General features: G+C 36.2%; 20 protein-coding genes and 1 pseudogene. 5 read left to right on the top strand and 16 right to left on the bottom strand.

Annotated elements, in window-relative coordinates; translation table 11 throughout:
* Window positions 1–210 precede the first annotated feature (210 nt).
* Window positions 211–1266, bottom strand: coding sequence for a flavin-containing monooxygenase (locus FG383_RS12505; protein WP_142607726.1), 1056 nt, complete (start codon window positions 1264–1266; stop codon window positions 211–213).
* 439 nt (window positions 1267–1705) lie between these two features.
* Between FG383_RS12505 and FG383_RS12500 the strand changes: the two genes are divergently transcribed.
* On the top strand, window positions 1706–2986 hold the full coding sequence (locus FG383_RS12500; protein WP_425467646.1) for an MFS transporter: 1281 nt from the start codon (window positions 1706–1708) through the stop codon (window positions 2984–2986).
* A gap of 104 nt (window positions 2987–3090) precedes the next feature.
* On the opposite strand, the gene FG383_RS12495 is transcribed toward FG383_RS12500, so the two are convergent.
* The 10 genes and pseudogenes from FG383_RS12495 to FG383_RS12455 all read right to left on the bottom strand — a co-directional run bounded on the left by FG383_RS12495 (window position 3091) and on the right by FG383_RS12455 (window position 9141).
* Window positions 3091–3366, bottom strand: coding sequence for an iron-sulfur cluster assembly accessory protein (locus tag FG383_RS12495; protein WP_142607725.1), 276 nt, complete (start codon window positions 3364–3366; stop codon window positions 3091–3093).
* A gap of 21 nt (window positions 3367–3387) precedes the next feature.
* Complete coding sequence (locus FG383_RS12490; RefSeq protein WP_142607724.1) at window positions 3388–3816, bottom strand: protein-tyrosine phosphatase family protein; 429 nt, start codon at window positions 3814–3816, stop codon at window positions 3388–3390.
* A gap of 16 nt (window positions 3817–3832) precedes the next feature.
* Complete coding sequence (gene arsA, locus FG383_RS12485; RefSeq protein WP_142607723.1) at window positions 3833–5602, bottom strand: arsenical pump-driving ATPase; 1770 nt, start codon at window positions 5600–5602, stop codon at window positions 3833–3835.
* A 20-nt stretch (window positions 5603–5622) separates the two neighbouring features.
* Window positions 5623–5985, bottom strand: a complete 363-nt coding sequence (arsD, locus tag FG383_RS12480) for an arsenite efflux transporter metallochaperone ArsD (protein WP_142607722.1) — start codon at window positions 5983–5985, stop codon at window positions 5623–5625.
* Window positions 5986–6076: 91 nt separating this feature from the next.
* Entirely contained in the window at window positions 6077–6496 is a 420-nt protein-coding gene (arsC, locus tag FG383_RS12475) for an arsenate reductase (thioredoxin) (RefSeq protein WP_142607721.1), read from the bottom strand.
* Window positions 6497–6542: 46 nt separating this feature from the next.
* Window positions 6543–6815, bottom strand: coding sequence for a helix-turn-helix domain-containing protein (locus FG383_RS21345; RefSeq protein ID WP_246096992.1), 273 nt, complete (start codon window positions 6813–6815; stop codon window positions 6543–6545).
* Window positions 6816–6833: 18 nt separating this feature from the next.
* Window positions 6834–7235, bottom strand: a pseudogene (arsC, locus tag FG383_RS21340) (arsenate reductase (thioredoxin)); the annotation flags it as partial.
* 14 nt (window positions 7236–7249) lie between these two features.
* Window positions 7250–8545 carry an arsenic transporter gene (locus tag FG383_RS12465; protein ID WP_142607720.1) on the bottom strand — a complete coding sequence of 432 codons (1296 nt, stop codon included), beginning with the start codon at window positions 8543–8545 and terminating at the stop codon, window positions 7250–7252.
* 14 nt (window positions 8546–8559) lie between these two features.
* Window positions 8560–8904 carry an ArsR/SmtB family transcription factor gene (locus FG383_RS12460; protein ID WP_142607719.1) on the bottom strand — a complete coding sequence of 115 codons (345 nt, stop codon included), beginning with the start codon at window positions 8902–8904 and terminating at the stop codon, window positions 8560–8562.
* Window positions 8905–8961: 57 nt separating this feature from the next.
* Window positions 8962–9141 carry a hypothetical protein gene (locus FG383_RS12455; RefSeq protein ID WP_142607718.1) on the bottom strand — a complete coding sequence of 60 codons (180 nt, stop codon included), beginning with the start codon at window positions 9139–9141 and terminating at the stop codon, window positions 8962–8964.
* 288 nt (window positions 9142–9429) lie between these two features.
* Here FG383_RS12455 and FG383_RS12450 point away from each other — a divergent pair, with 288 nt between their 5' ends.
* The 3 genes from FG383_RS12450 to FG383_RS12440 all read left to right on the top strand — a co-directional run bounded on the left by FG383_RS12450 (window position 9430) and on the right by FG383_RS12440 (window position 12284).
* A complete protein-coding gene (locus tag FG383_RS12450) occupies window positions 9430–9816 on the top strand; it encodes a MerR family transcriptional regulator (protein ID WP_142607717.1) in 387 nt (128 codons plus the stop codon).
* A gap of 38 nt (window positions 9817–9854) precedes the next feature.
* A complete protein-coding gene (locus FG383_RS12445) occupies window positions 9855–11159 on the top strand; it encodes a hemolysin family protein (RefSeq protein ID WP_142607716.1) in 1305 nt (434 codons plus the stop codon).
* 69 nt (window positions 11160–11228) lie between these two features.
* Window positions 11229–12284 (top strand): hemolysin family protein, encoded by a 1056-nt coding sequence (locus FG383_RS12440; protein WP_142607715.1) that lies wholly within the window; start codon window positions 11229–11231, stop codon window positions 12282–12284.
* Window positions 12285–13199: 915 nt separating this feature from the next.
* On the opposite strand, the gene FG383_RS12435 is transcribed toward FG383_RS12440, so the two are convergent.
* The 4 genes from FG383_RS12435 to FG383_RS12420 form a co-directional block, all read right to left on the bottom strand.
* On the bottom strand, window positions 13200–13784 hold the full coding sequence (locus FG383_RS12435; RefSeq protein WP_142607714.1) for a YpjP family protein: 585 nt from the start codon (window positions 13782–13784) through the stop codon (window positions 13200–13202).
* A gap of 259 nt (window positions 13785–14043) precedes the next feature.
* Complete coding sequence (locus FG383_RS12430) at window positions 14044–14823, bottom strand: class I SAM-dependent methyltransferase (RefSeq protein WP_142607713.1); 780 nt, start codon at window positions 14821–14823, stop codon at window positions 14044–14046.
* Window positions 14820–15257, bottom strand: coding sequence for a BrxA/BrxB family bacilliredoxin (locus tag FG383_RS12425; RefSeq protein ID WP_142607712.1), 438 nt, complete (start codon window positions 15255–15257; stop codon window positions 14820–14822). The genes FG383_RS12430 and FG383_RS12425 overlap by 4 nt, the downstream gene beginning before the upstream one ends.
* Before the next feature lie 223 nt (window positions 15258–15480).
* Window positions 15481–17310, bottom strand: coding sequence for a DNA ligase D (locus FG383_RS12420; RefSeq protein WP_142607711.1), 1830 nt, complete (start codon window positions 17308–17310; stop codon window positions 15481–15483).
* A gap of 111 nt (window positions 17311–17421) precedes the next feature.
* Between FG383_RS12420 and ku the strand changes: the two genes are divergently transcribed.
* A complete protein-coding gene (gene ku, locus FG383_RS12415) occupies window positions 17422–18243 on the top strand; it encodes a non-homologous end joining protein Ku (protein ID WP_142607710.1) in 822 nt (273 codons plus the stop codon).
* 225 nt (window positions 18244–18468) lie between these two features.
* On the opposite strand, the gene FG383_RS12410 is transcribed toward ku, so the two are convergent.
* Window positions 18469–19251: an alpha/beta fold hydrolase gene (locus tag FG383_RS12410; protein WP_142607709.1), complete on the bottom strand. Its 783-nt coding sequence runs from the start codon at window positions 19249–19251 to the stop codon at window positions 18469–18471.
* Between the last annotated feature and the right edge of the window lie 113 nt (window positions 19252–19364).

Genomic DNA, 19364 nt, shown 5'->3' with positions numbered 1-19364 from the left:
TATTCAACTAACTGTTTCGTTAGTTCTTTTAGAAAAAGCTACCCAATAGGCAGCCTCTGTTATCAAATATATCTATGAAGTTGGGACTTCTACGGGGTTAGCTACATTTGAAACAACAGCTCCCTCCACATAATCGGTAAGGCTTATCTAGTAGCACACTTTCTAACTGTTGACTATCTTTATCGTAAAGGACCACTTTGCCATTTACATTCAATACTTAAGATAATGCAATAATTTTTTCACTACATACCGTGCGTCAGGTCCTACCCCTCTTATAGTTGCAGAAGCAAAGGAACGCTGTCCTTCCACCCCCACATAGTAAAGCCCCGGAATGTTGCTTATACCTGCTTTATGTGACGGCTTCCCATCAATATCCAACGCTCCAATCGCTTGAAGATATGGAAATTGTGGTCTGTATCCAGTAGCATAGATTATTGTATCCACCTGTTCTTTTACCCCGTTTGTCCAAATAACCCCATCTTGATAAAAGGATTTAAACATAGGTTGTTGATCCGGTTTTCCAGCAGTTAATCGCTCTTTGTATCGACCCGTATCGTTTACTGCACTAGAACTCGGTGCAGTTTTTCTAAATCTCCAAAATGGAAATGAGTCAAAGCCAATTAGTTTTATCCAAAAATGCAAATCCTTACCCCATATCTGTTGTTTCACAAACTGGACAGGGCGTAGCACAGCTAATGATGTCTGACTCACCTGGGACAACTCAACTGCTATTTGTACTGCTGAGTTTCCTCGTCCTACGACCACTACTCTTTGATTGAGAAATCGCTGCGAATTTTTGTATTCGGAGGAATGCAGTGTTAATCCTTTAAACTCTTCTTGCCCCGCTATTCTTGGTATGAATGGATTATTAAACGAGCCGGTCGCATTGATGATGGTTCTTGCCTGAAAAATATCCCCTTCCATCGTACGAACAATAAAACCTTCTCCACCCTTTTCAACTGACTCAACGCGATGGTTAGTGCGAACTGGCAATCGAAAATGTCTTCTATAATCCTTTAAATACTGAACTACTTCATCTCTATTCGGATAACGATTTTGCTCTCCGGGAAATTTTAATCCTGAAAGCGATGAAAAACCTGCTGGTGAGAATAGTTTAAGACTGTCGTAGTAAAGTGGCCAAGAACCCCCTTCTTGAGCACTTGCCTCCAATATTAGAAAACTAAGTCCTCTTTTTTGTAAGTGATAGCCTGAAGTAAGGCCTGCCTGCCCCCCTCCAATGACTATTGTATCTAGTATCCCTTCCATGCTAACATCCCCCTTTATTTGTAAAATGCAAGTAAATTCAGAGAAAAAGTATCTAATATGTAATATTTAAGCTACCATCATTTTGGAAAATAATAAGATGTTGAATAAGACAGAATTTTCTCTCTTAACACATTTATACTTTATTTATTTGTAAAACGCAATAATTATTAATGTATAAAAAAGACTACAAAATAAGTGCTCACTACAAACTGAGTTATTGGATTTATATTTAATGATTAATAATAATGTAGATTATATGTGATTATTTATATACTTCTTCAAAGAAAGCGAGATTTTTTTGTTCAAATACCGTACAAGTTAATTGTACAAGCGAGAGTAAAAAAATTCAAATTCCACATGAAATTTAGTTGCAATTCACAATCAATTAGCATACCCTTACAAGTATAGAATCTTAAGTTAATTCATCACTGAGTTAGGAGTGATAGTATTGTCCGAATCAAGCAAAGGTGAAAGTAAACCGTCTGTAATTGTCATTGTGGCCTTAATTACTGCAATAAGTTTGTTCGGGGATTCAATGTTATACATTGCCTTGCCCTTATATTGGAAAGAAGTGGGCCTCGACTCGATTTGGCAAGTTGGAGTACTTCTATCCATTAACCGCTTTATCCGACTGCCCTTTAATCCGATTGTTGGATGGATATATAGTAGAATATCTCTAAAAACAGGATTAGTAATTGCAATCATTTTAGGTAGTATTACGACATTAGGCTATGGATTACTAAATGGATTTATAGCTTGGATTATTCTCCGAGGAGTATGGGGTATAGCATGGTCCTTTTTGAGAATTGGGGGTTTATCGATTGTGGCCTTTAATACGGAAGAAAATAATAGGGGGAAATCAATTGGTCTATACAATGGACTATATCGATTAGGGAGCTTAGTAGGCATGTTAGCGGGAGGGCTGCTGGTACCAATATTGGGTTTAAGTACTATTTCAATTATTTTCGGGAGTCTTACTCTATTAGCCCTACCTTTGATTTTCTTGTATGTTAAAACCACTCCTTTAAAAGATCATGAGCAGGATAATACGGAGAAGGTTATATTTAAAGGTAATTCATATATAAACAGTCTCAAACAAGGCAGAGGAAGAATTATTTTTACTGGTTTCTGTATCACTTTATTATTTCAAGGGATATTTATATCAACATTAAGTTCTGTAATTGAGCAAAACCATGGAGAAAGTGTCATCTTGTTCGGAACTGTGATCAGTGCAACTTTTCTAACTGGTATTATCTTATCTCTACAATGGATATGGGGACCATTTTTAGGAGTACGTTTTGGAACTTGGTCTGATGGGGTCAAAGGAAGAGTGCCTGTATTAATTATCTCACTAATTTTTGCAAGTTTGACGTTTGGAATCATTTCTAATGAAATACCAATCCTTGTATTGATTTTCTTTACTTTTCTTGTCATGATTGCGGCGACCTCTCTTACGACAATAGTTGATGCAATTGCCTTAGACATTTCAAAGAACTCAAATGTAGTTTCATTTATTACTACATATTCAATGGCTCAGGATCTTGGGGCATCCATTGGTCCATTTATTAGTTTCTTGATCATAGGATTAGTAAATGGTTTCTCCTACATTTACTGGGGAGGAGCAATTATATTTTTATTATTAGCGATTCTTTGGTCAAACTCATATAAAAGACATGGAAAATCAATTTCGATTTCAAATGTGGCTCTAGAAAAGCAATAAACTCCTCTGGTGACCAGAGGAGTTCATTTGTAATTCAAATAGCACTAAACCTCATAAAATAATGGTACTGAACAAATCTGTTTATTGAGTTCAGTTACTTTTCATTAACAACAGCTACTTCCACCTATAAGAACCAGCCCTGTACCTCTGTCATTTTCTTCTATATCAAGAGTTAGACCTTCTGTATTATTAACTTGCGAATCGATCGCTAGTTTAATACCGTTGATAGTCTGGATTGTATCGGATTCTAGCGGTGCATCTAAAGACAATGCAAATTGTGGTCCACAACAACCAGCATTAGTAAAAAGGCGAATTGCTTCAGCACCTTTTTCACTAAGTACATTTTCTAATAATTTTTTCGCTCCGTCAGTAATATTCATTTATCTTCCTCCTAAAGTTTTTTATGCATTTGGAAAGATTCTTCTCAATGCTTCTTTCATCTCTGGTTTTACGCTAATTTTCGGCCGTACTATTTTTGCCATTTGTTCCGCTTCTTCAATAGTGTCTGCTTTACCTAAAGAAAGTAATGTTCCAATAGCAACAGTGCCAGTACGGTTACTACCACCTTGACAGTGGAAGTAAACACTTTCTCCTTCATTATACGCTCTTACTACCTGTTCAATTGAACTCTTTATAGAAATGTCTTGTTGATCTGCATCATCAACTATTGGACTGTGTACTCTTTTATCATGAAAGTTTACATTAGATGATTCTGCTCTTAAATCAAATACTCTACCCACTTTTTCATTTTCCATTACCTCATCTACATCATCTGCACCACCGATATAAATACGATCTTTAATCAATTCATGGTAATTCTTATTCGTCATTACACTCACCCACCAATTAGTTAATAAAGTCTTTTAGTTTGTCATATCCAACTTTTTCTTCATGTAGCCATGGAATTATTGCACAGTTTATCGCCTTATTGTCACTTACTTCATGAATCCATTCCAATTCCCCAATTGCTTTACCTCGTAACACAGGATCAGTCGTATTGGTTGCATATAAACTTTGATTAATAACCCACCATTTTGGACTTATTTCTGCTCTTCTAAGGTCTTCTTGTAGGCGAGATGCTTCTAATACTGGAGTTGCTTCAGCAAGTGTTACGATAACTACTTCTGTTACTTTTGGATTTCTAAGTAGTGGAAGAAGGTTTTCCACGCTTTTTGGCACTTCACCAGTAGATTTCTCTATTTCTTTGCTATACGACTGTGCTGCATCTAATAACAATAAAGTATGTCCTGTCGGTGCTGTATCGATAATTACGATTTCGTTATCCGTTTTTGCTACTACTTCTGCAAAAGCACGAAATACTGCAATCTCCTCTGTACAAGGTGAATTTAGGTCTTCTTGTAGGTATGCAATTCCATCTTCGTCCAGATCTTTACTAGCTTTTGATAAAATATCTGCTTTATATTTTTCTACTTCTTGTTTAGGATCAATACTACTAATACTTAGGTTTTGATTCATTAAACTACTTTGAAATTGATAATTGAGATGGGCAGCAGGGTCTGTCGTTGTTAAGTGGACACGATGTCCTTTTTCAACTAATCCAACTGCAATTGCAGATGCGACTGTTGTTTTTCCTACCCCACCTTTACCCATAGTGAAGATTAACTTTGTATCCGAGAGGGAAAAGTCATCTATAACATCCTTTAAATTAAGATGATCATTTGTTTCAGTTTGGTTGTTAGATAGCGTAGCAGGTAAAGTGTACAATTTAAACAAATAACGAAGGTTTTCTATACCTGTCAAGGAATATGAAACAAAAGGGAGAGAATATGTCATAGCTTGTTTTAAGCTTTTTGGCATCTGTTTTAAAGCATTTCTTTGTCGTTGATAAAATGCGGATGATACTTCATCCTCCTGGTTATATTCGCTAAGTAATCCATTTACAATAACAATTTGATTTTTAACCCCGATATCTTTTAGTTCTATAGAGGCACGATCAGCTTCTAAAAGGGAGGAGACGTCAGGTCTTGTAACCAAAATTAATGTAGTTTTGTCTGGGGCAGCTAAAACCTCTACTGCTTTGGAATAAAGATCTTTTTTATCTGCTAAGCCCGATAATGGGCCTAAGCATGATGCTCCATGTGTACTCTCCTCTAGGAACCCATTCCATGCTGTTGGAAGTTGTAAAAGTCGTAAAGTATGGCCAGTTGGTGCTGTATCAAAAATAATATGATCATACTGACTTACTATTTCTGTGTTTGTAAGCAAGCTTGTAAACTCATCAAATGCGGCTATTTCTACAGTACAAGCACCTGATAATTGTTCTTCCATTGAAGATACTACTGACTCAGGAAGCTTTCCTCTATATGGACCAACAACTTTTTCACGATAGGCTTTTGCAGAAGCCTCTGGGTCTAAGTTACATGCATGTAGATTCTCAACATTTGGAACTACTTTTGGCCTATTAGTTAATTCAATACCAAATACGTCTTGTAAGTTGGAAGCAGGATCTGTACTGATTAGCAAAACCCTCTTTCCATTGTCCGCTAATGACACAGCTGTAGCACATGCTGTGGACGTTTTTCCTACCCCGCCTTTTCCCGTCAAAAACAAAAACGGGGTATTTATTACATTCTTTGGCTGAAAAGCTTGAAACATGTTTATCGCTTCTTTCCGTTTTAAAGTGAATTTAAATCAATCGAAAGTCGAACTTTTGGCTTTTCTTTTAATTCTTCTAAATCTACGTTAAACCATTCTGCTAGTTCATCGTTTGTTGGATAACAACCAAGTTTTACAATCTGACCATCTACTAAAACTACTGGCAAAGCATCTATTCCTTCTTCATGTAAAACACTATTTACTGCATCATTCTCCACAAATTTATCCGGATTATTGGTTAATTGATATCGTGTAATATTAAATCCCTTTTTCTCAAGTGAATACAAAGCCGAAGCTACTCTTGTTAATTCTGGGTCCACACTTGGTCCACAGACACCTGTTGAACAACACATCGCAGGATCATAAATCTCTACTTTTTTCATGATAAAACCCCCGTTACAATATCAAATAAGCATATACTTATATTCTGGTGAAAAGAGAACCAAGAGAAAATTTTCTCTTGGTAATGTTAAATCATTCGCCTGTTTCAGAAAAATGCTTGATTCTTTGCCCAATTTCATCACGAACTCGTTGGAAGGTAGCCCATTTCTCTTCATCAGTTCCCTCTGCTTTAGCAGGGTCGTCAAAGCCCCAATGATCGCGTTTCACATGAGGTGGTGTCATTGGACATTTATCCGCAGCATCCCCACAAAGTGTAACTACAAAATCTGCATTATTTAATGTTTCCATATCAATGATATCTGAAGTCTGATTAGAAATATCAACTCCAACCTCATTCATCGCTTTAACAGCATTAGGGTTCAAACCATGTGCTTCAATTCCTGCACTCATAACTTCCCACTCATCACCTAAATATTTTTTTCCCCAACCCTCTGCCATCTGGCTTCTGCATGAATTTCCTGTACATAAAAAGTATAAAGTTTTTTTTGTCATTTCTAAGTAGTCTCCTCTGTTCTATGCTTTTATTAGTATATATAATCTAATTTACTTTACTGCTATTATCGGTATAAAGATGGTTTATTAATTCATCGAAATCCATTTGAAAAGCATTCGCTAAGTGATGCATGAAAAATCTTGAAGGATTAGTAAGATTCTTCTCCGTTTTAGTAAGATAATCTTCCGATAAACCAGAGCGAATAGCTAATCCTGTTATATTTAAGCCCTTAGACTCACGAAGATGCTTTATTTGCTCTCCGAAGTCTTCTTGGAGTATTAGATGATCATATTTATTGTCTTTAGAGTTAAAAACCACACCGGAGTTTCCAGTAATGAATTTTTGAATAGTTGTTTCAATTTCATCTCTTACTTGTCTAAAACTCCTAATAATATGATCTTCAGTTCCTTGAACCTTTGCAGGATCATCAAATGGCCAATGATAATGAGATGATCTTGGTAAAGAAATTGGACATCTTTCCATCGCATCTTTACATAATGTAATAACAATATCAGCTTTGTTTAGTAATTTTACGCTCACTAGATCTGATGTTTGGCCTGATATATCTATTCCTTTTTCATTCATGACTTTAATTGCTAATGAGTGTATTCCTCTAGCTTCAATTCCTGCACTATGAACTTCATAATTATTTCCTACATATTTTTTGGCAAATCCTTCTGCCATTTGGCTTCTGCATGAATTTCCTGTACATAAAAAATAGATTGATGTTTTATCCATAATTTTATTCTCCTTTAGAAAAATAATAATGAAATATATAGACCTAGAAGTGTAATGAAAAGAATAGGAATCGTTATGACAATACCAGTTTTAAAATATGTTCCCCAGGAGATTTTTACACCTTTTTGAGATAAGACATGAAGCCATACTAACGTCGCAAGTGATCCAATCGGTGTGATTTTTGGGCCTAAATCAGATCCAATGACATTGGCATAAATAAGTGCTTCACGGATAGTACCGGAAGTATTCGTTTCTGCAATTGCTAAAGCATCTATCATAACAGTTGGCATGTTATTCATTAGGGATGATAGGAAAGCTGCAATGAAGCCCATCGACATCGTAGCTACGAATAGCCCTTGTTCTGCAGCTACTTCTATAACTCCAGCTAAAACGCTTGTAAGTCCTGCATTCCCCAGTCCGTAAACAACAACATACATACCGATTGAGAAAAATACAATATTCCATGGTGCTCCTTTTATAACTGTTCTTGTATCGACAGCACTACTTCTTCTTGCCATTATAATAAAGAAAATAGCTATTATACCGGCAACAATGGAAACAGGAATGTTGATGAATTCACTACTAAAGTAACCAACAACCAATATAGCAAGAACATACCAAGATAAATGGAACATTTTTATATCCTTAATTGCTTCCTTTGGTTCTCTTAGCTTAGATAAATCATACGTTCTTGGTATGCTTTTTCTAAAATAAAATAACAAAACGCTAATAGTTGCAACTAGAGAAAATATGTTAGGAATAATCATTCTAGAAGCGTATTCCACGAAACCAATATCGAAGAAATCAGCTGATACAATGTTAACTAGGTTACTAACGACAAATGGTAGTGAAGTTGTATCCGCAATAAACCCACTTGCCATAATAAACGGAAAGATCATTTTTTCTTTGAAATTCAAATTACGAACCATCGCTAAGACAATTGGGGTCAAAATTAATGCGGCCCCGTCATTAGCGAAAAAGGCAGCAACAATGGCTCCTAAAACACTGACATAAACGAACATTTTAATACCATTGCTTTTTGCGGCCTTTGCCATATGTAAGGCGGCCCATTCAAATAATCCGATCTCATCTAAAATTAAAGAAATTAAGATAATCGCGATAAAGGATAAAGTTGCGTTCCAAGTAATGTCTACTACCTCTATCACATCACTAAAATCGACAACTCCTACTAATAACGCAATAATTGCTCCCCCACATGCAGACCAACCGATGTTTAAACCTTTTGGCTGCCATATAACGAAGATAAGCGTTACTATGAATATTATTGATGCTAAAATGACTGGTGACATAGTGCTAACCTCCTTTAATCACAAGAGATACGTAATCCCTGTGCTTCTAATTCTTGTAGTTTAAAATCTTGATTTGGAAGATGATTCATCAAGTTCTGAACCAATGGAAAAACATCACTTTTCTTGTTCAATGAATAGATAATCCATTGACCTCTTCTTGTTTCCCCCACTAGTCCAGCATCTTTCAATTTACGTACGTGTTGACTAATAGCAGGTTGACTTACTTTAAATATTTCAACAAATTCACAAACACAATAATCATGCGAATCAAGCATTTTAATCATTGTTAGCCTTGTTTTATCACCCAACAGTTTTAATATTGTGGCAGCCTTTTCTATATCAATCGATGGTAATTCCATTTTTATAATACCTCCTTCTCAATTAACATATAACCATTTGCTTATATAATATTCTACTTATATGCGATTTGCAACTTTATTTTTTGTAAACACTTTGTAAATAAAACGGTGTTTGTCTAGTTCGGTCACTTTAAAATGTGAATCACAACATTTTTTATTTATTATTACTAACTGGTTATCAGATGCATAAAGCTCAGGTTCAGAAACAACAGGTCTTTTACCAGCTTTGATATTCATGAATTTATTTCCTCTATGTTTTCTTTCTAATCCTTTAAACATTTAATAAATCATGCCTTCAGCATAATTTTGTGCCAATAAAAGTGCTCTATCTATAACTTCGTCTGGATAAAAAGAATTAAACTCATTGGATGTATTATAGACTTTATGTCGAAAACAAGAACAATTTTTCAATAAAACGAGTGAATTCTTCCCCAAAGCAGGACGTACTACTGTATGCTTTTATGTAAATTGTGTTACTATTTTCTTAATATATTGAAAGGGGGCGCTTACATTGGGAAGGAATTAATGCATATTGGCGAGGTTGCGAAACTTAGCGGATTATCGACTCGGACAATTGATTACTATACAAACTGCGGGTTATTTCCTGTTGAGCGTTCAGAAGCCAACTACCGGCTATACCCTGCGACTGTCCTTCAGACGATCGAACGGATTCAGCTATTGAAAAAACAGCGCATGTCGATTGCGGAAATCAAACAAATTCTCGTCACAAATGAAAATCTAGAAACCGAACTCCTGATGAGAGAAGTTCACGAGGAATTTGATTGTTTACAAAAAAAATTAGCACGGTTGGAGGAACAACTGAAAGATGCGCCTACTCACTTAAAAGTAAATATTCATAAAACGCTAGAAACACGGTTGTTGTCGATTGCTTCGTTATTGACTTTGATGTAATTAATTTTGGAGGTGAATCCCTTTACCAGGGAACATAAGTGGATATAATAACCATAATGAATATAGTTTTATTAGTGATATTAATTGGCTTGACGGCATTTTTCGTCGGATCGGAATTTGCCGTAGTAAAGATTCGGATGTCTCGGCTCGATCAACTGATCGCCGAAGGAAATAAAAAAGCTATACTTGCAAAAAAAGTGGCCGTTAATTTGGATTATTACTTATCAGCCTGCCAGCTGGGTATTACAGTTACTGCTTTAGGATTAGGGGCATTGGGGAAACCAACTGTTGAACGTCTGATGTACCCGATCTTTGATTTTTTTGCTGTTTCCGATGCTATAGCATCCGCAGCTTCCTATGCCATAGCCTTTCTACTGGTAACGTTTCTACACGTCGTTATTGGGGAGATGGCCCCAAAAACATTGGCCATTCAATATGCTGAAAAAATGACCTTGATTCTCGCACCACCGCTTTTCTGGTTTGGAAAAATCATGAAGCCGTTTATTTGGACTTTGAATGGATCAGCAGGCGTTCTGTTAAAATCATTTGGCGTTAAACCTGCTGGACATGAACAGGCTTACTCGGAAGAGGAACTGAAAATCATTATGGCCCAAAGTTACGAGGGTGGCGCGCTCAATCAAACAGAACTATCCTATATGGAGAATGTCTTCACATTTGATGAACGGATGGTCAAGGACATCATGGTTCCACGAACGGAACTGGTTACCCTGGATAAAGACATGCCATTGGATGAGATCATTAAAACTTTGGATGAAAACAACTACACTCGTTATCCGGTATCGGAAAACGGGGACAAAGACCTTATCCTCGGTTTTGTCAGTGCCAAAAAGATGCTTCCCCATATTGTAGCTGGACGGAAGCGAAAACTCGAAGAATTCATACGGAAACTCCCTATTGTTTTTGAAACCACTGGACTACAGGATGCTTTGCTCAGAATGCAGAATACCCATGTTCATATCGCATTAGTAGTTGATGAATATGGCGGAACTGCCGGCATGATTACGATGGAAGACATTCTAGAGGAAATTGTGGGTGAAATCCGCGATGAATTCGATGCTGACGAAGTACCGGATATCAGCAAGATTGATGAAAAGCAATACCTCATCAATGGCCGTGTACTCTTAAAAGATCTTCAAGACCGCTTTGGTTTAGTTTTTGATGAAAGCGAAGATATCGATACCATTGGGGGCTGGATTCATTCCCAAAGCCCAGGAGAAGAAGTTCAAACGGGTGATATAATCTCCAAAGATAACTTTCTATGGACGGTTACTGAAATGGATAATCAACAAATAAAGCGGGTTATGTTTCATCAAGAGACTTAACAAAAAGGTAATTCGATATAACTGAGTTAAACATTACTGGAGGTGAATCCCTCTCTTGAGGGAGAAAATTTGGATGGACAGACCATAGTAAACTTGTTATTAATAGCATTGCTCATACTCTTGACCGCTTTCTTCGTTGGGGCTGAATTTGCCATCTTAAAGGTGCGTATGTCAAGGATCGACCAATTGATATCAGAAGGAAATAAGAAGGCCGCACTTGCAAAGAAAGTTACGAACGAATTGGATTATTACCTATCTGCCTGTCAACTGGGAATTACGGTAACGGCTTTAGGCCTTGGTGCATTGGGTGAACCGACTGTTGAAAGAATGCTGCATCCATTATTTGAGTATTTTGCTATTCCAGAAGCATTGGCGACTGCACTATCCTATGCCATCGCCCTGGCAATAGTCACGTTCCTACATGTGGTGATTGGAGAATTGGCACCAAAGACATTAGCTATTCAATACGCAGAAAAAATGACGTTGCTACTTGCTCCCCCGCTGTATTGGTTCGGAAAAGTAATGAATCCGTTCATCTGGTTACTGAACGGTGCCGCGCGGGTCTTTTTACGACTATTCGGAGTAGAGCCTGCTGGACATGAAGAGGCCCATTCGGAAGAAGAGTTGAAATTAATCGTGACTGAAAGCTTCCAAAGTGGCGAGATCAATCAAACCGAATTGACCTATCTTAAAAATATTTTTGCGTTTGACGACAGGACTGTGAAAAACATCATGATACAGCGATCAGAAATCGTAACTGTGGACAAAGACCTGTCGCAATCCGAATTGTTTGAAGCATTAGCTGACCATGAATACACGCGTTATCCGGTGACAGTAGGCGGAAACAAAGACAAGCTAATCGGTTATATCAATACAAAAGAGTTGTTGACCAGCATGGCAGCTGGAAGAACAGAGAAACCGGAATCGTTTATTCATGAAATGCCGCGTTTCCCTGAAACAACTTCTATCCAGAAAGTACTGTCTAAAATGCAGCAAAGCAGGGTTCATATGGCTATTGTCACAGATAAAGATGGTAGCACTACCGGTCTTGTGACAATGGAAGATATTTTAGAAGAAATTGTCGGTGAAATTAGTGATGAATATCCGGATGTTCAAACCACTTAAGGAAAAAGTTTTATTATATGAACGTTTATTGCATTAACAAGAAGAGACTGCCTGCGGGCGTCTCTTCTTTTGGACTATATGGCTATGTACCTTTCCTACCTTTTTCACTGTAGCTTTAAGTAAACTGAGATTCTTCCCACTATCGCCTCTTTGGGGATGAAAACTAATATTATCACCACTATGTTCGAAATTTACTACTTACTTTAGGCGCTTGCCCTACATACTCAGACTATAATCCAATTTCGCTGCCTTCATTATTATATAAAACCATAATTGTGATTCGTATAGTTCTACTTCCTGTTTTCTTTGATAACTTGCAATGAATTAGCTACCCAAAAAAGTATTGTAATGATTGCAATAATAAATATGTTAGGATCTATATCTGAAATAATAGTATATAAAGTCAAAAACCCAAGAAACATAGCCATACTACTAATATTTGTTCTAGTAAAAAGTTTAGAAAAAACTTTCAATTACAACACTCCGCTCTAGTGATTTACTTGTTGTTGTCTTTATCTTTTATTAAACTAGTCGAGTAGAAGGGATCAACGCTCCTATTTACTTTATTAGTTTCTTCAAAAACCCTTTATTCATGTTCAACTCGATTGAAAATGACCTTATCTTCATTTATATCTTCTTTTTTGCCCGATTTTCAGCCCTTTTTGCGTTAATCCTTTTTATAACAAGCCCATCGTAGTTTAAAAACCTCACTATTCCATATAAATAAAAATCCTATGAGGAAGTCCTTTAATAAATTTTAATACCTACCACCAACAAAAGACATAACTAAGCATTGTACGATCGGCTCTTTTTTCTTATCCATAGCTAAGAGCTCTTTGGAGCCCCTCGCACAGCAAGGGGTTTTCAATTCTATAAAAAAAAACACTCATTTACAAAATGAGTGTCATGGGTGTATTAGGATAACCATTTAGGCGGTGTATTTTTCGACCAAAAAATTTCACCTAATGCGTAATGTTTCGAATAATTATCTTCTGCTAGGTGATAATGAAAATTAAAATAATAACCATCTTGTGGCTTTTTATCGGTTCTTACATGAAATCGAATGAAATCTTTTCTCGTATTTTCATTGTAAATATGAAATATTTTTTCATGGTATTCCCCAGAAGGATGTTCTGTAATCGATAGATTCGCTATTTTGTCACTTTCTACTTTAGCAATGGTTGTATCGATCACTTCTTGCATTCGTGGGAAAATAACATCGTCAAATTCATCCTGTATAACTGGACCAATTCGATTACCAAATTTTATGTATGCTTGCTCTCTGGCTGCTTTTGAAATCGTTTCGCTTAAATTTGGTGAATCCAGTGAATCTATAATGGTTACTTGTTCAAATTCACTCGTATTCGCATCCGAAGCTATGGATTTTGTCGGATTTTTGTTATCTAATAACTGCTCCCAAATAAGATGGTTAGGAGATATAAGTCCAAATGTTAAGAAAGCGACCGCAATAATTATCGTCTTTTGAAACCACTTTTTCATCCATTATCACCTTCAATTATGACCAATTTTATAATGCTTCTTACTATATTGTAACGATTTTACGAACTAAAGGTTTCTTCTTCTATGTATTCATTGTACAATAAAAACTGTAGATATTCAGTAGCTTTTTTAAAGTAAGGAGGAAAGTCACTATGGACACAGATTTAATCATTGGCATCGGCTTTTTATTTTTATTAGGATATTTAACGTCACTTAACTTTACACATTAATAAAAAAGCTGTCATAACTGACAGCTTTTTTATATGTCGATAATACCGTAATGAAACTTGGAAGATAATCTCGTTAACTGCTCGAACTGATATTTTTCAAACATGGGTGATCGGAAATGAGCTTTTAGAACTACTCGTTTCTTCGCTACACGTTTTGCTTCCTCTACCCATTCATCCGACAAAGAGTCATGCACTCCAGCTTCTCGAAGTGTTTGGAAATTGGACGATTCTTCAATAACTTCTTCAAACATAGGATCCATGTAAACCACATCATAGGAATTAGCATCCATCTGTTTTAAATAGTCCACTGCATCTTGGGGAATTATTTGTATCCGTCGCATACTTTTTTGCATTTCCATATTCTCTGTTTCGTACACCTTTAACCCTTGCTCAACTATATAAGCAATCATTGCATCCTTCTCACAAGCATCGACAACCCCGTTCTCACCAACCGCATATGCAGCAACTATACTATCCGAACATAATCCTGCAGTTGTGTCCAAAAAGCGATCTCCTTGTTGTAAATCTAAAGCTTCTAATAGTAAGTCCTTTTCACCATTTTGTATGCGCTTCATACGAAATGCCGCAGAATTTGGGTGAAAGAAAAAAGGAGAAGTAGAACCGTAAACATACAGTTCCAATCTCTCCTTACTCACAACTAGTACATTCGCCTGCTGCTCTTCTTGCAACTTTTGCATAGACTTCTTTTGCCGTCTAACATAGGACAAAGTTAGTTCACTAGCAATTTCTTTAGCTTTTTGAATAAATAAATCATTCGTTCGACCAGCTGTCGTTACGATTGTTTTCATGAAGAAACAATTTGAGTAAGAACACCAGATAGATGATCTTTAATCGTTTCCATCGAATTGCTTTCTATTTGTTCACGTGGAATGAAATATGCTAATTGGTCATCTTTCCAAATCGCGATAGACGGTGAACTTGGCGGTACTTCTTCAAAATAACCTCTCATCGTTGCAGTTGCTTCTTGATCTTGTCCAGCAAATACAGTTACTAAGTTATTAGGTTTCGTTTCTAATTCTTCCACTGCTGCTATTACTGCTGGTCTTGCTAATCCTGCTGCACAACCACATACGGAGTTTATAACGATTAATGAGACTCCTTCTGCAGTTGCCATATGGTCTTGTACATCTTCGGGAGTTACTAATTCTTTAAATCCTGCGTTTGTTAATTCACTTCTCATTGGTTTTACTATGCCTTGCATATATTCATCGTATGCGTTCATGGTTTCGCCTGCTTTCATTTATATTCACAAATCCTATTATAACAGGACTTCTCTTACATTTGCTATTATACTGTTTTCGTATATTTTCATGCCTTTTCAGTATTTTTGTGATTTTTATGTAAAACCAAAATATTTTTGTAATACATGTTATACAAATCTTGAAAATCCTATTACATAGGAACGTTTTAATAAAATAGTGAATGATAGTTTCTACATTTATGAGTTATTTCAGTTGGTTAAGTACATCCTTAAACATTTCTGTGTTAATATTCTGTCGAAAATCTCGAAATGGATTTGATTGTTCTTTAATCCGATCTAATATCGCAGGAATATTAAACGAAGAAGGATTTAGTGAATCATTAACTTCATTCCAATTTAAAGGAGTGGCTATAAGTCCTAACTCACTACCTCTTGGCGAATATGGGGCGATGATCGTCTTTCCTTCTTTATGCTGCACGTAATCCAAATATAATTTATTTCCACGATTCTTTTTAAGCCGCTCCATTGTAAACCATTTAGGATACTGTTCAACTAAGAAATTGCAAACAAATTTAGTGAATATTCCAGTATCTTCATAGGAAAAAGTATCACTAGGTATTGGTAAATACACTTGCATGCCTTTTCCGCCCGATGTTTTTATATAGGACGTCAACTCGAATTGGTCAAATATAGCTTTCATTCGTAATGCGGCTTCAACAGCCAAGGGAAATTCATAAATAGAAGGCGGATCCAAGTCAAATACAATTTCAGTTGGTTTATTAGTATGAATCGTTTGGAAAGGTATATGAAACTCTAGTGCAAGTTGATTACCTAACCAGAGCAAAGATTCAATATCGTTACACAAAATATAGTTAATATCATCAACAAGCTTAGTCTTAATGAAGTTCGGCGAATAATCGGGTGCATGTTTTTGAAAAAATCTGTCATTGTTTCCAGTCATCCCGTGTGGGTAACGGATAACTGTTAGCAGTCTGTCTTTTAGAAAAGGAAGCATGTAGGTAGATATTTTTTGCAAATAATAAAGATAGTCGTCTTTTGTATAGTGGATGATTGGCCATATAGGCTTTTCTGGATGAGTTACTTCTACTCTTTCAGGAAGTGGGTTCAGCTGCCGACGCATGCTTTCCCAATTACACTCCCTTGGGGTCGTTCCAAATTTAAATCCATTAAATCGTGGCTCTCTTAATTTGTCCCCTTGAAAATCGATACAAGCTATATTGACACAAATGGATGGCTCTATTGACCAAACCTCTCCTTTTTGCTTTGTCCCATTAGCTTCAAAGAATGCTTTCAGCGTCTTAGATTCCTCATCTGTAAGACCATGACGAACAGAAACAATTTCTATAAGCACATTATTTTGATAAATAGTACCATTAAAATAGCCATTGTTTTTATCGTATTTCGTAAGGATGACATCCACGTATCTCCAATTTTTTATTTTGACCCAACTAAGAGAACGTGTACCCCCTACCCATTTACTCGTCTTTTTCTTGGCAATAATCCCTTCTCCATTACATACTTTAACCTTATTCCACAGTAATTCGCTGTTTTCAAAAACATCTATAGTTTGGATTCTGTTAGAATTTTCGTAGTTAACATGACTAGGTATTTTTAATGATTTAAATAATTTTTCTAATAACTGTTTGCGAGTATTTAAATGTCGGTTAGTTTGTATTTCACTTTTATATTCTAAGATATCGAACACTATATAATGACAAGGAAAATTATTTACATGTGCTGTAATAGTATCTTGATTTTGCATTCTGTTCCTTAATTGCACTACTGAAAAATCACTTTTGAAATTGTTTATTAAGTACACAATTTCTCCATCAAGTCTTAACGGTAAGATTGATCGAATCCTATCATATATTCCATGGCAATATTCAATAACTTCAGGAAATATATGATTTAGTGATTTTCCACCTCTGCTTTTCAAAATGGGTGTCTTTTCCTCCCACTCTAACATGCATCTAAAACCATCGTATTTTGTTTCATAAATCCACTCATCCCCATTTGGAATTTCATCTGCTACTGTCAAAAGCATCGGTTTCAAATATCTTCAGCCCACTTCCTTTTTGTATAGGATTCGTAAATATTGTTTTCTAATACATAAAAGGGCACAAAAGATTGCATAGTAATAAGAAAATGAATTGAAGGTGAAAATATGCATACGGTTTGGAAAGGCAGCATCAGCTTTGGATTAGTTAATATTCCAATTAAATTGCATTCTGCAACTGAAAATAAAGATATTAAATTAAGACAGCTTCATAAAGAGTGTCATGCACCTATTAGTTATAAAAAAGTGTGTGAAGGATGCGAACAAGAAGTTAAAGAAGAGGATATCGTAAAAGCGTACGAATATGCCAAAAATAAGTTTGTAGTGTTAGAAGCAGAAGAACTCGAAAGACTGAAGAAGGAAAATGAAGATAAAGCCGTAGAGATAATTGATTTTGTGAAATTAGAAGAAATCGACCCTATTTATTTTGAGCGTTCTTATTTTTTGTCACCCGATACAACAGGCGGAAAGGCATATTCCCTTTTAAGGGAAACATTAAAAGAATCAGGCAAAATAGGTGTCGCGAAAATAATAATACGATCCAAAGAACAATTAGCGGTTGTACGAGTTTATGAAGATACGTTAGTAATGGAGACAATCCATTTCCCAGATGAAGTTCGAAGTACTGCAGATGTCCCGAATATCCCAAGTGAAGAGACAGTTGTCCAAAAAGAATTGGATACAGCTCTTATGCTTGTTGACCAATTAACCACTGCCTTTGATCCAGCAAAGTATACGGATGAATATCGCACTGCGTTGATGGAGTTAATAGAGGAGAAAAAAGCAAGTAACAATACAGTTTCGGTGAGTGATAAACAACCCCTTCCTGATAATGTAACTGACCTAATGTCAGCACTTCAAGCCTCACTTGATAAGACATCTAAAAAGAAACCAGCTACAAGAAAGAAAAAAGTAGCTAAAACATCATAATTCAAAGAATGCGACCAACTTAATTCAGAGAAGGTCGCATTTAGTTTTTTTTCATTTTCTCTTTAAGTTCAGCTACTTTCGAAGGACTGGAATTACAATTGGGGCTTTTTATCATGATAATCCTGAATTTTATCCTTAGTAGCAATATCCCCAAAATCTTCTGCATCAGTTAAATTGAATAGTAATTCCCCATTAGGCAAACCAATACTTCAAATGAGGAAACTATCAGCCAATAAATTGTATTAATTGCTGATTAAACTTGTCTCGTTCTTCCAAGAAAGGAGCATGACCACTGTATTGAAATGGAACAAGCTGTGAATTTTTTATCAACTTGTTTGTTTCTTGTCCTTTACTAAACGGAACAACTTTGTCATGTATGCCATGAATAATTAGCGTTGGAACTAATATTTTTCCAAGATCACTGTACACATTCTCATCTCTTAATGTCATCATAATGGCGGCAGTCGACCAACCCGCAGCTTCTAATCCCATCTGAAAAAACCAGTCAGCTAGTGGGACAGAAATATACTGGAAGAAAAAAATATCCGTTACTCCTCGCAGCATTTTAGGGCGATCATTAAGTGTTTCAGCAATGAACATATTAGCTACTCCTTCCTCAACACTAGACGGAGAAGCGGCGTCTATTAAGACAAGTTTTGATACTCCATAACCTTGATATCGAGCCATATAACGAATCGAGATCGCCCCTCCAGTGGAGTGTCCGGCGAGTGTGAAATCGTTTAACTGTAAGGCTCTTACTACTGCATAAACATCATCTGCCAATCTGTCGAAATTGTAGCCACTGATTGGTTTGTCTGAATTACCGAAACCCCTCCAGTCAATGCCTATACATCTATATCCCATTGCTGGAAGAACATTAAATTGGTATTCAAACTGCTTATGACTTAATGGCCAACCATGGATAAACAGTATTGTTTTCTTTCCCGCTGGGTTGATATCCTCTACATATATTTTTACTCCTTGTTCTACTTCCACAAAGTATCCCATGCTATCCCCTCCGATTTCTCAAAGTGTTTTCTACATTAAGATACTCTTTTAAGGATATATAGGTGCTTTTGCGGTAGAAAGTTGGAATATATCTCAATCGAAATGTCATATTG

The sequence above is a fragment of the Psychrobacillus soli genome (assembly GCF_006861775.1).
Classification (GTDB): Bacteria; Bacillota; Bacilli; order Bacillales_A; family Planococcaceae; genus Psychrobacillus; species Psychrobacillus soli.
The sequence above is the reverse complement of the archived record's forward strand: the minus strand, read 5'-3'. Positions and strand labels throughout refer to the sequence as shown.

Bases quoted from the DNA above. Each gene is read 5' to 3' on its own strand.
- FG383_RS12505 (WP_142607726.1), bottom strand. From the start codon at position 1,266: ATGGAAGGGATACTAGATACAATAGTCATTGGAGGGGGGCAGGCAGGC.
- FG383_RS12495 (WP_142607725.1), bottom strand. From the start codon at position 3,366: ATGAATATTACTGACGGAGCGAAAAAATTATTAGAAAATGTACTTAGT.
- FG383_RS12490 (WP_142607724.1), bottom strand. From the start codon at position 3,816: ATGACGAATAAGAATTACCATGAATTGATTAAAGATCGTATTTATATC.
- arsA (WP_142607723.1), bottom strand. From the start codon at position 5,602: ATGTTTCAAGCTTTTCAGCCAAAGAATGTAATAAATACCCCGTTTTTG.
- arsD (WP_142607722.1), bottom strand. From the start codon at position 5,985: ATGAAAAAAGTAGAGATTTATGATCCTGCGATGTGTTGTTCAACAGGT.
- arsC (WP_142607721.1), bottom strand. From the start codon at position 6,496: ATGACAAAAAAAACTTTATACTTTTTATGTACAGGAAATTCATGCAGA.
- FG383_RS12465 (WP_142607720.1), bottom strand. From the start codon at position 8,545: ATGTCACCAGTCATTTTAGCATCAATAATATTCATAGTAACGCTTATC.
- FG383_RS12460 (WP_142607719.1), bottom strand. From the start codon at position 8,904: ATGGAATTACCATCGATTGATATAGAAAAGGCTGCCACAATATTAAAA.
- FG383_RS12455 (WP_142607718.1), bottom strand. From the start codon at position 9,141: ATGAATATCAAAGCTGGTAAAAGACCTGTTGTTTCTGAACCTGAGCTT.
- FG383_RS12450 (WP_142607717.1), top strand. From the start codon at position 9,430: ATGCATATTGGCGAGGTTGCGAAACTTAGCGGATTATCGACTCGGACA.
- FG383_RS12435 (WP_142607714.1), bottom strand. From the start codon at position 13,784: ATGAAAAAGTGGTTTCAAAAGACGATAATTATTGCGGTCGCTTTCTTA.
- FG383_RS12430 (WP_142607713.1), bottom strand. From the start codon at position 14,823: ATGAAAACAATCGTAACGACAGCTGGTCGAACGAATGATTTATTTATT.
- FG383_RS12425 (WP_142607712.1), bottom strand. From the start codon at position 15,257: ATGAACGCATACGATGAATATATGCAAGGCATAGTAAAACCAATGAGA.
- ku (WP_142607710.1), top strand. From the start codon at position 17,422: ATGCATACGGTTTGGAAAGGCAGCATCAGCTTTGGATTAGTTAATATT.
- FG383_RS12410 (WP_142607709.1), bottom strand. From the start codon at position 19,251: ATGGGATACTTTGTGGAAGTAGAACAAGGAGTAAAAATATATGTAGAG.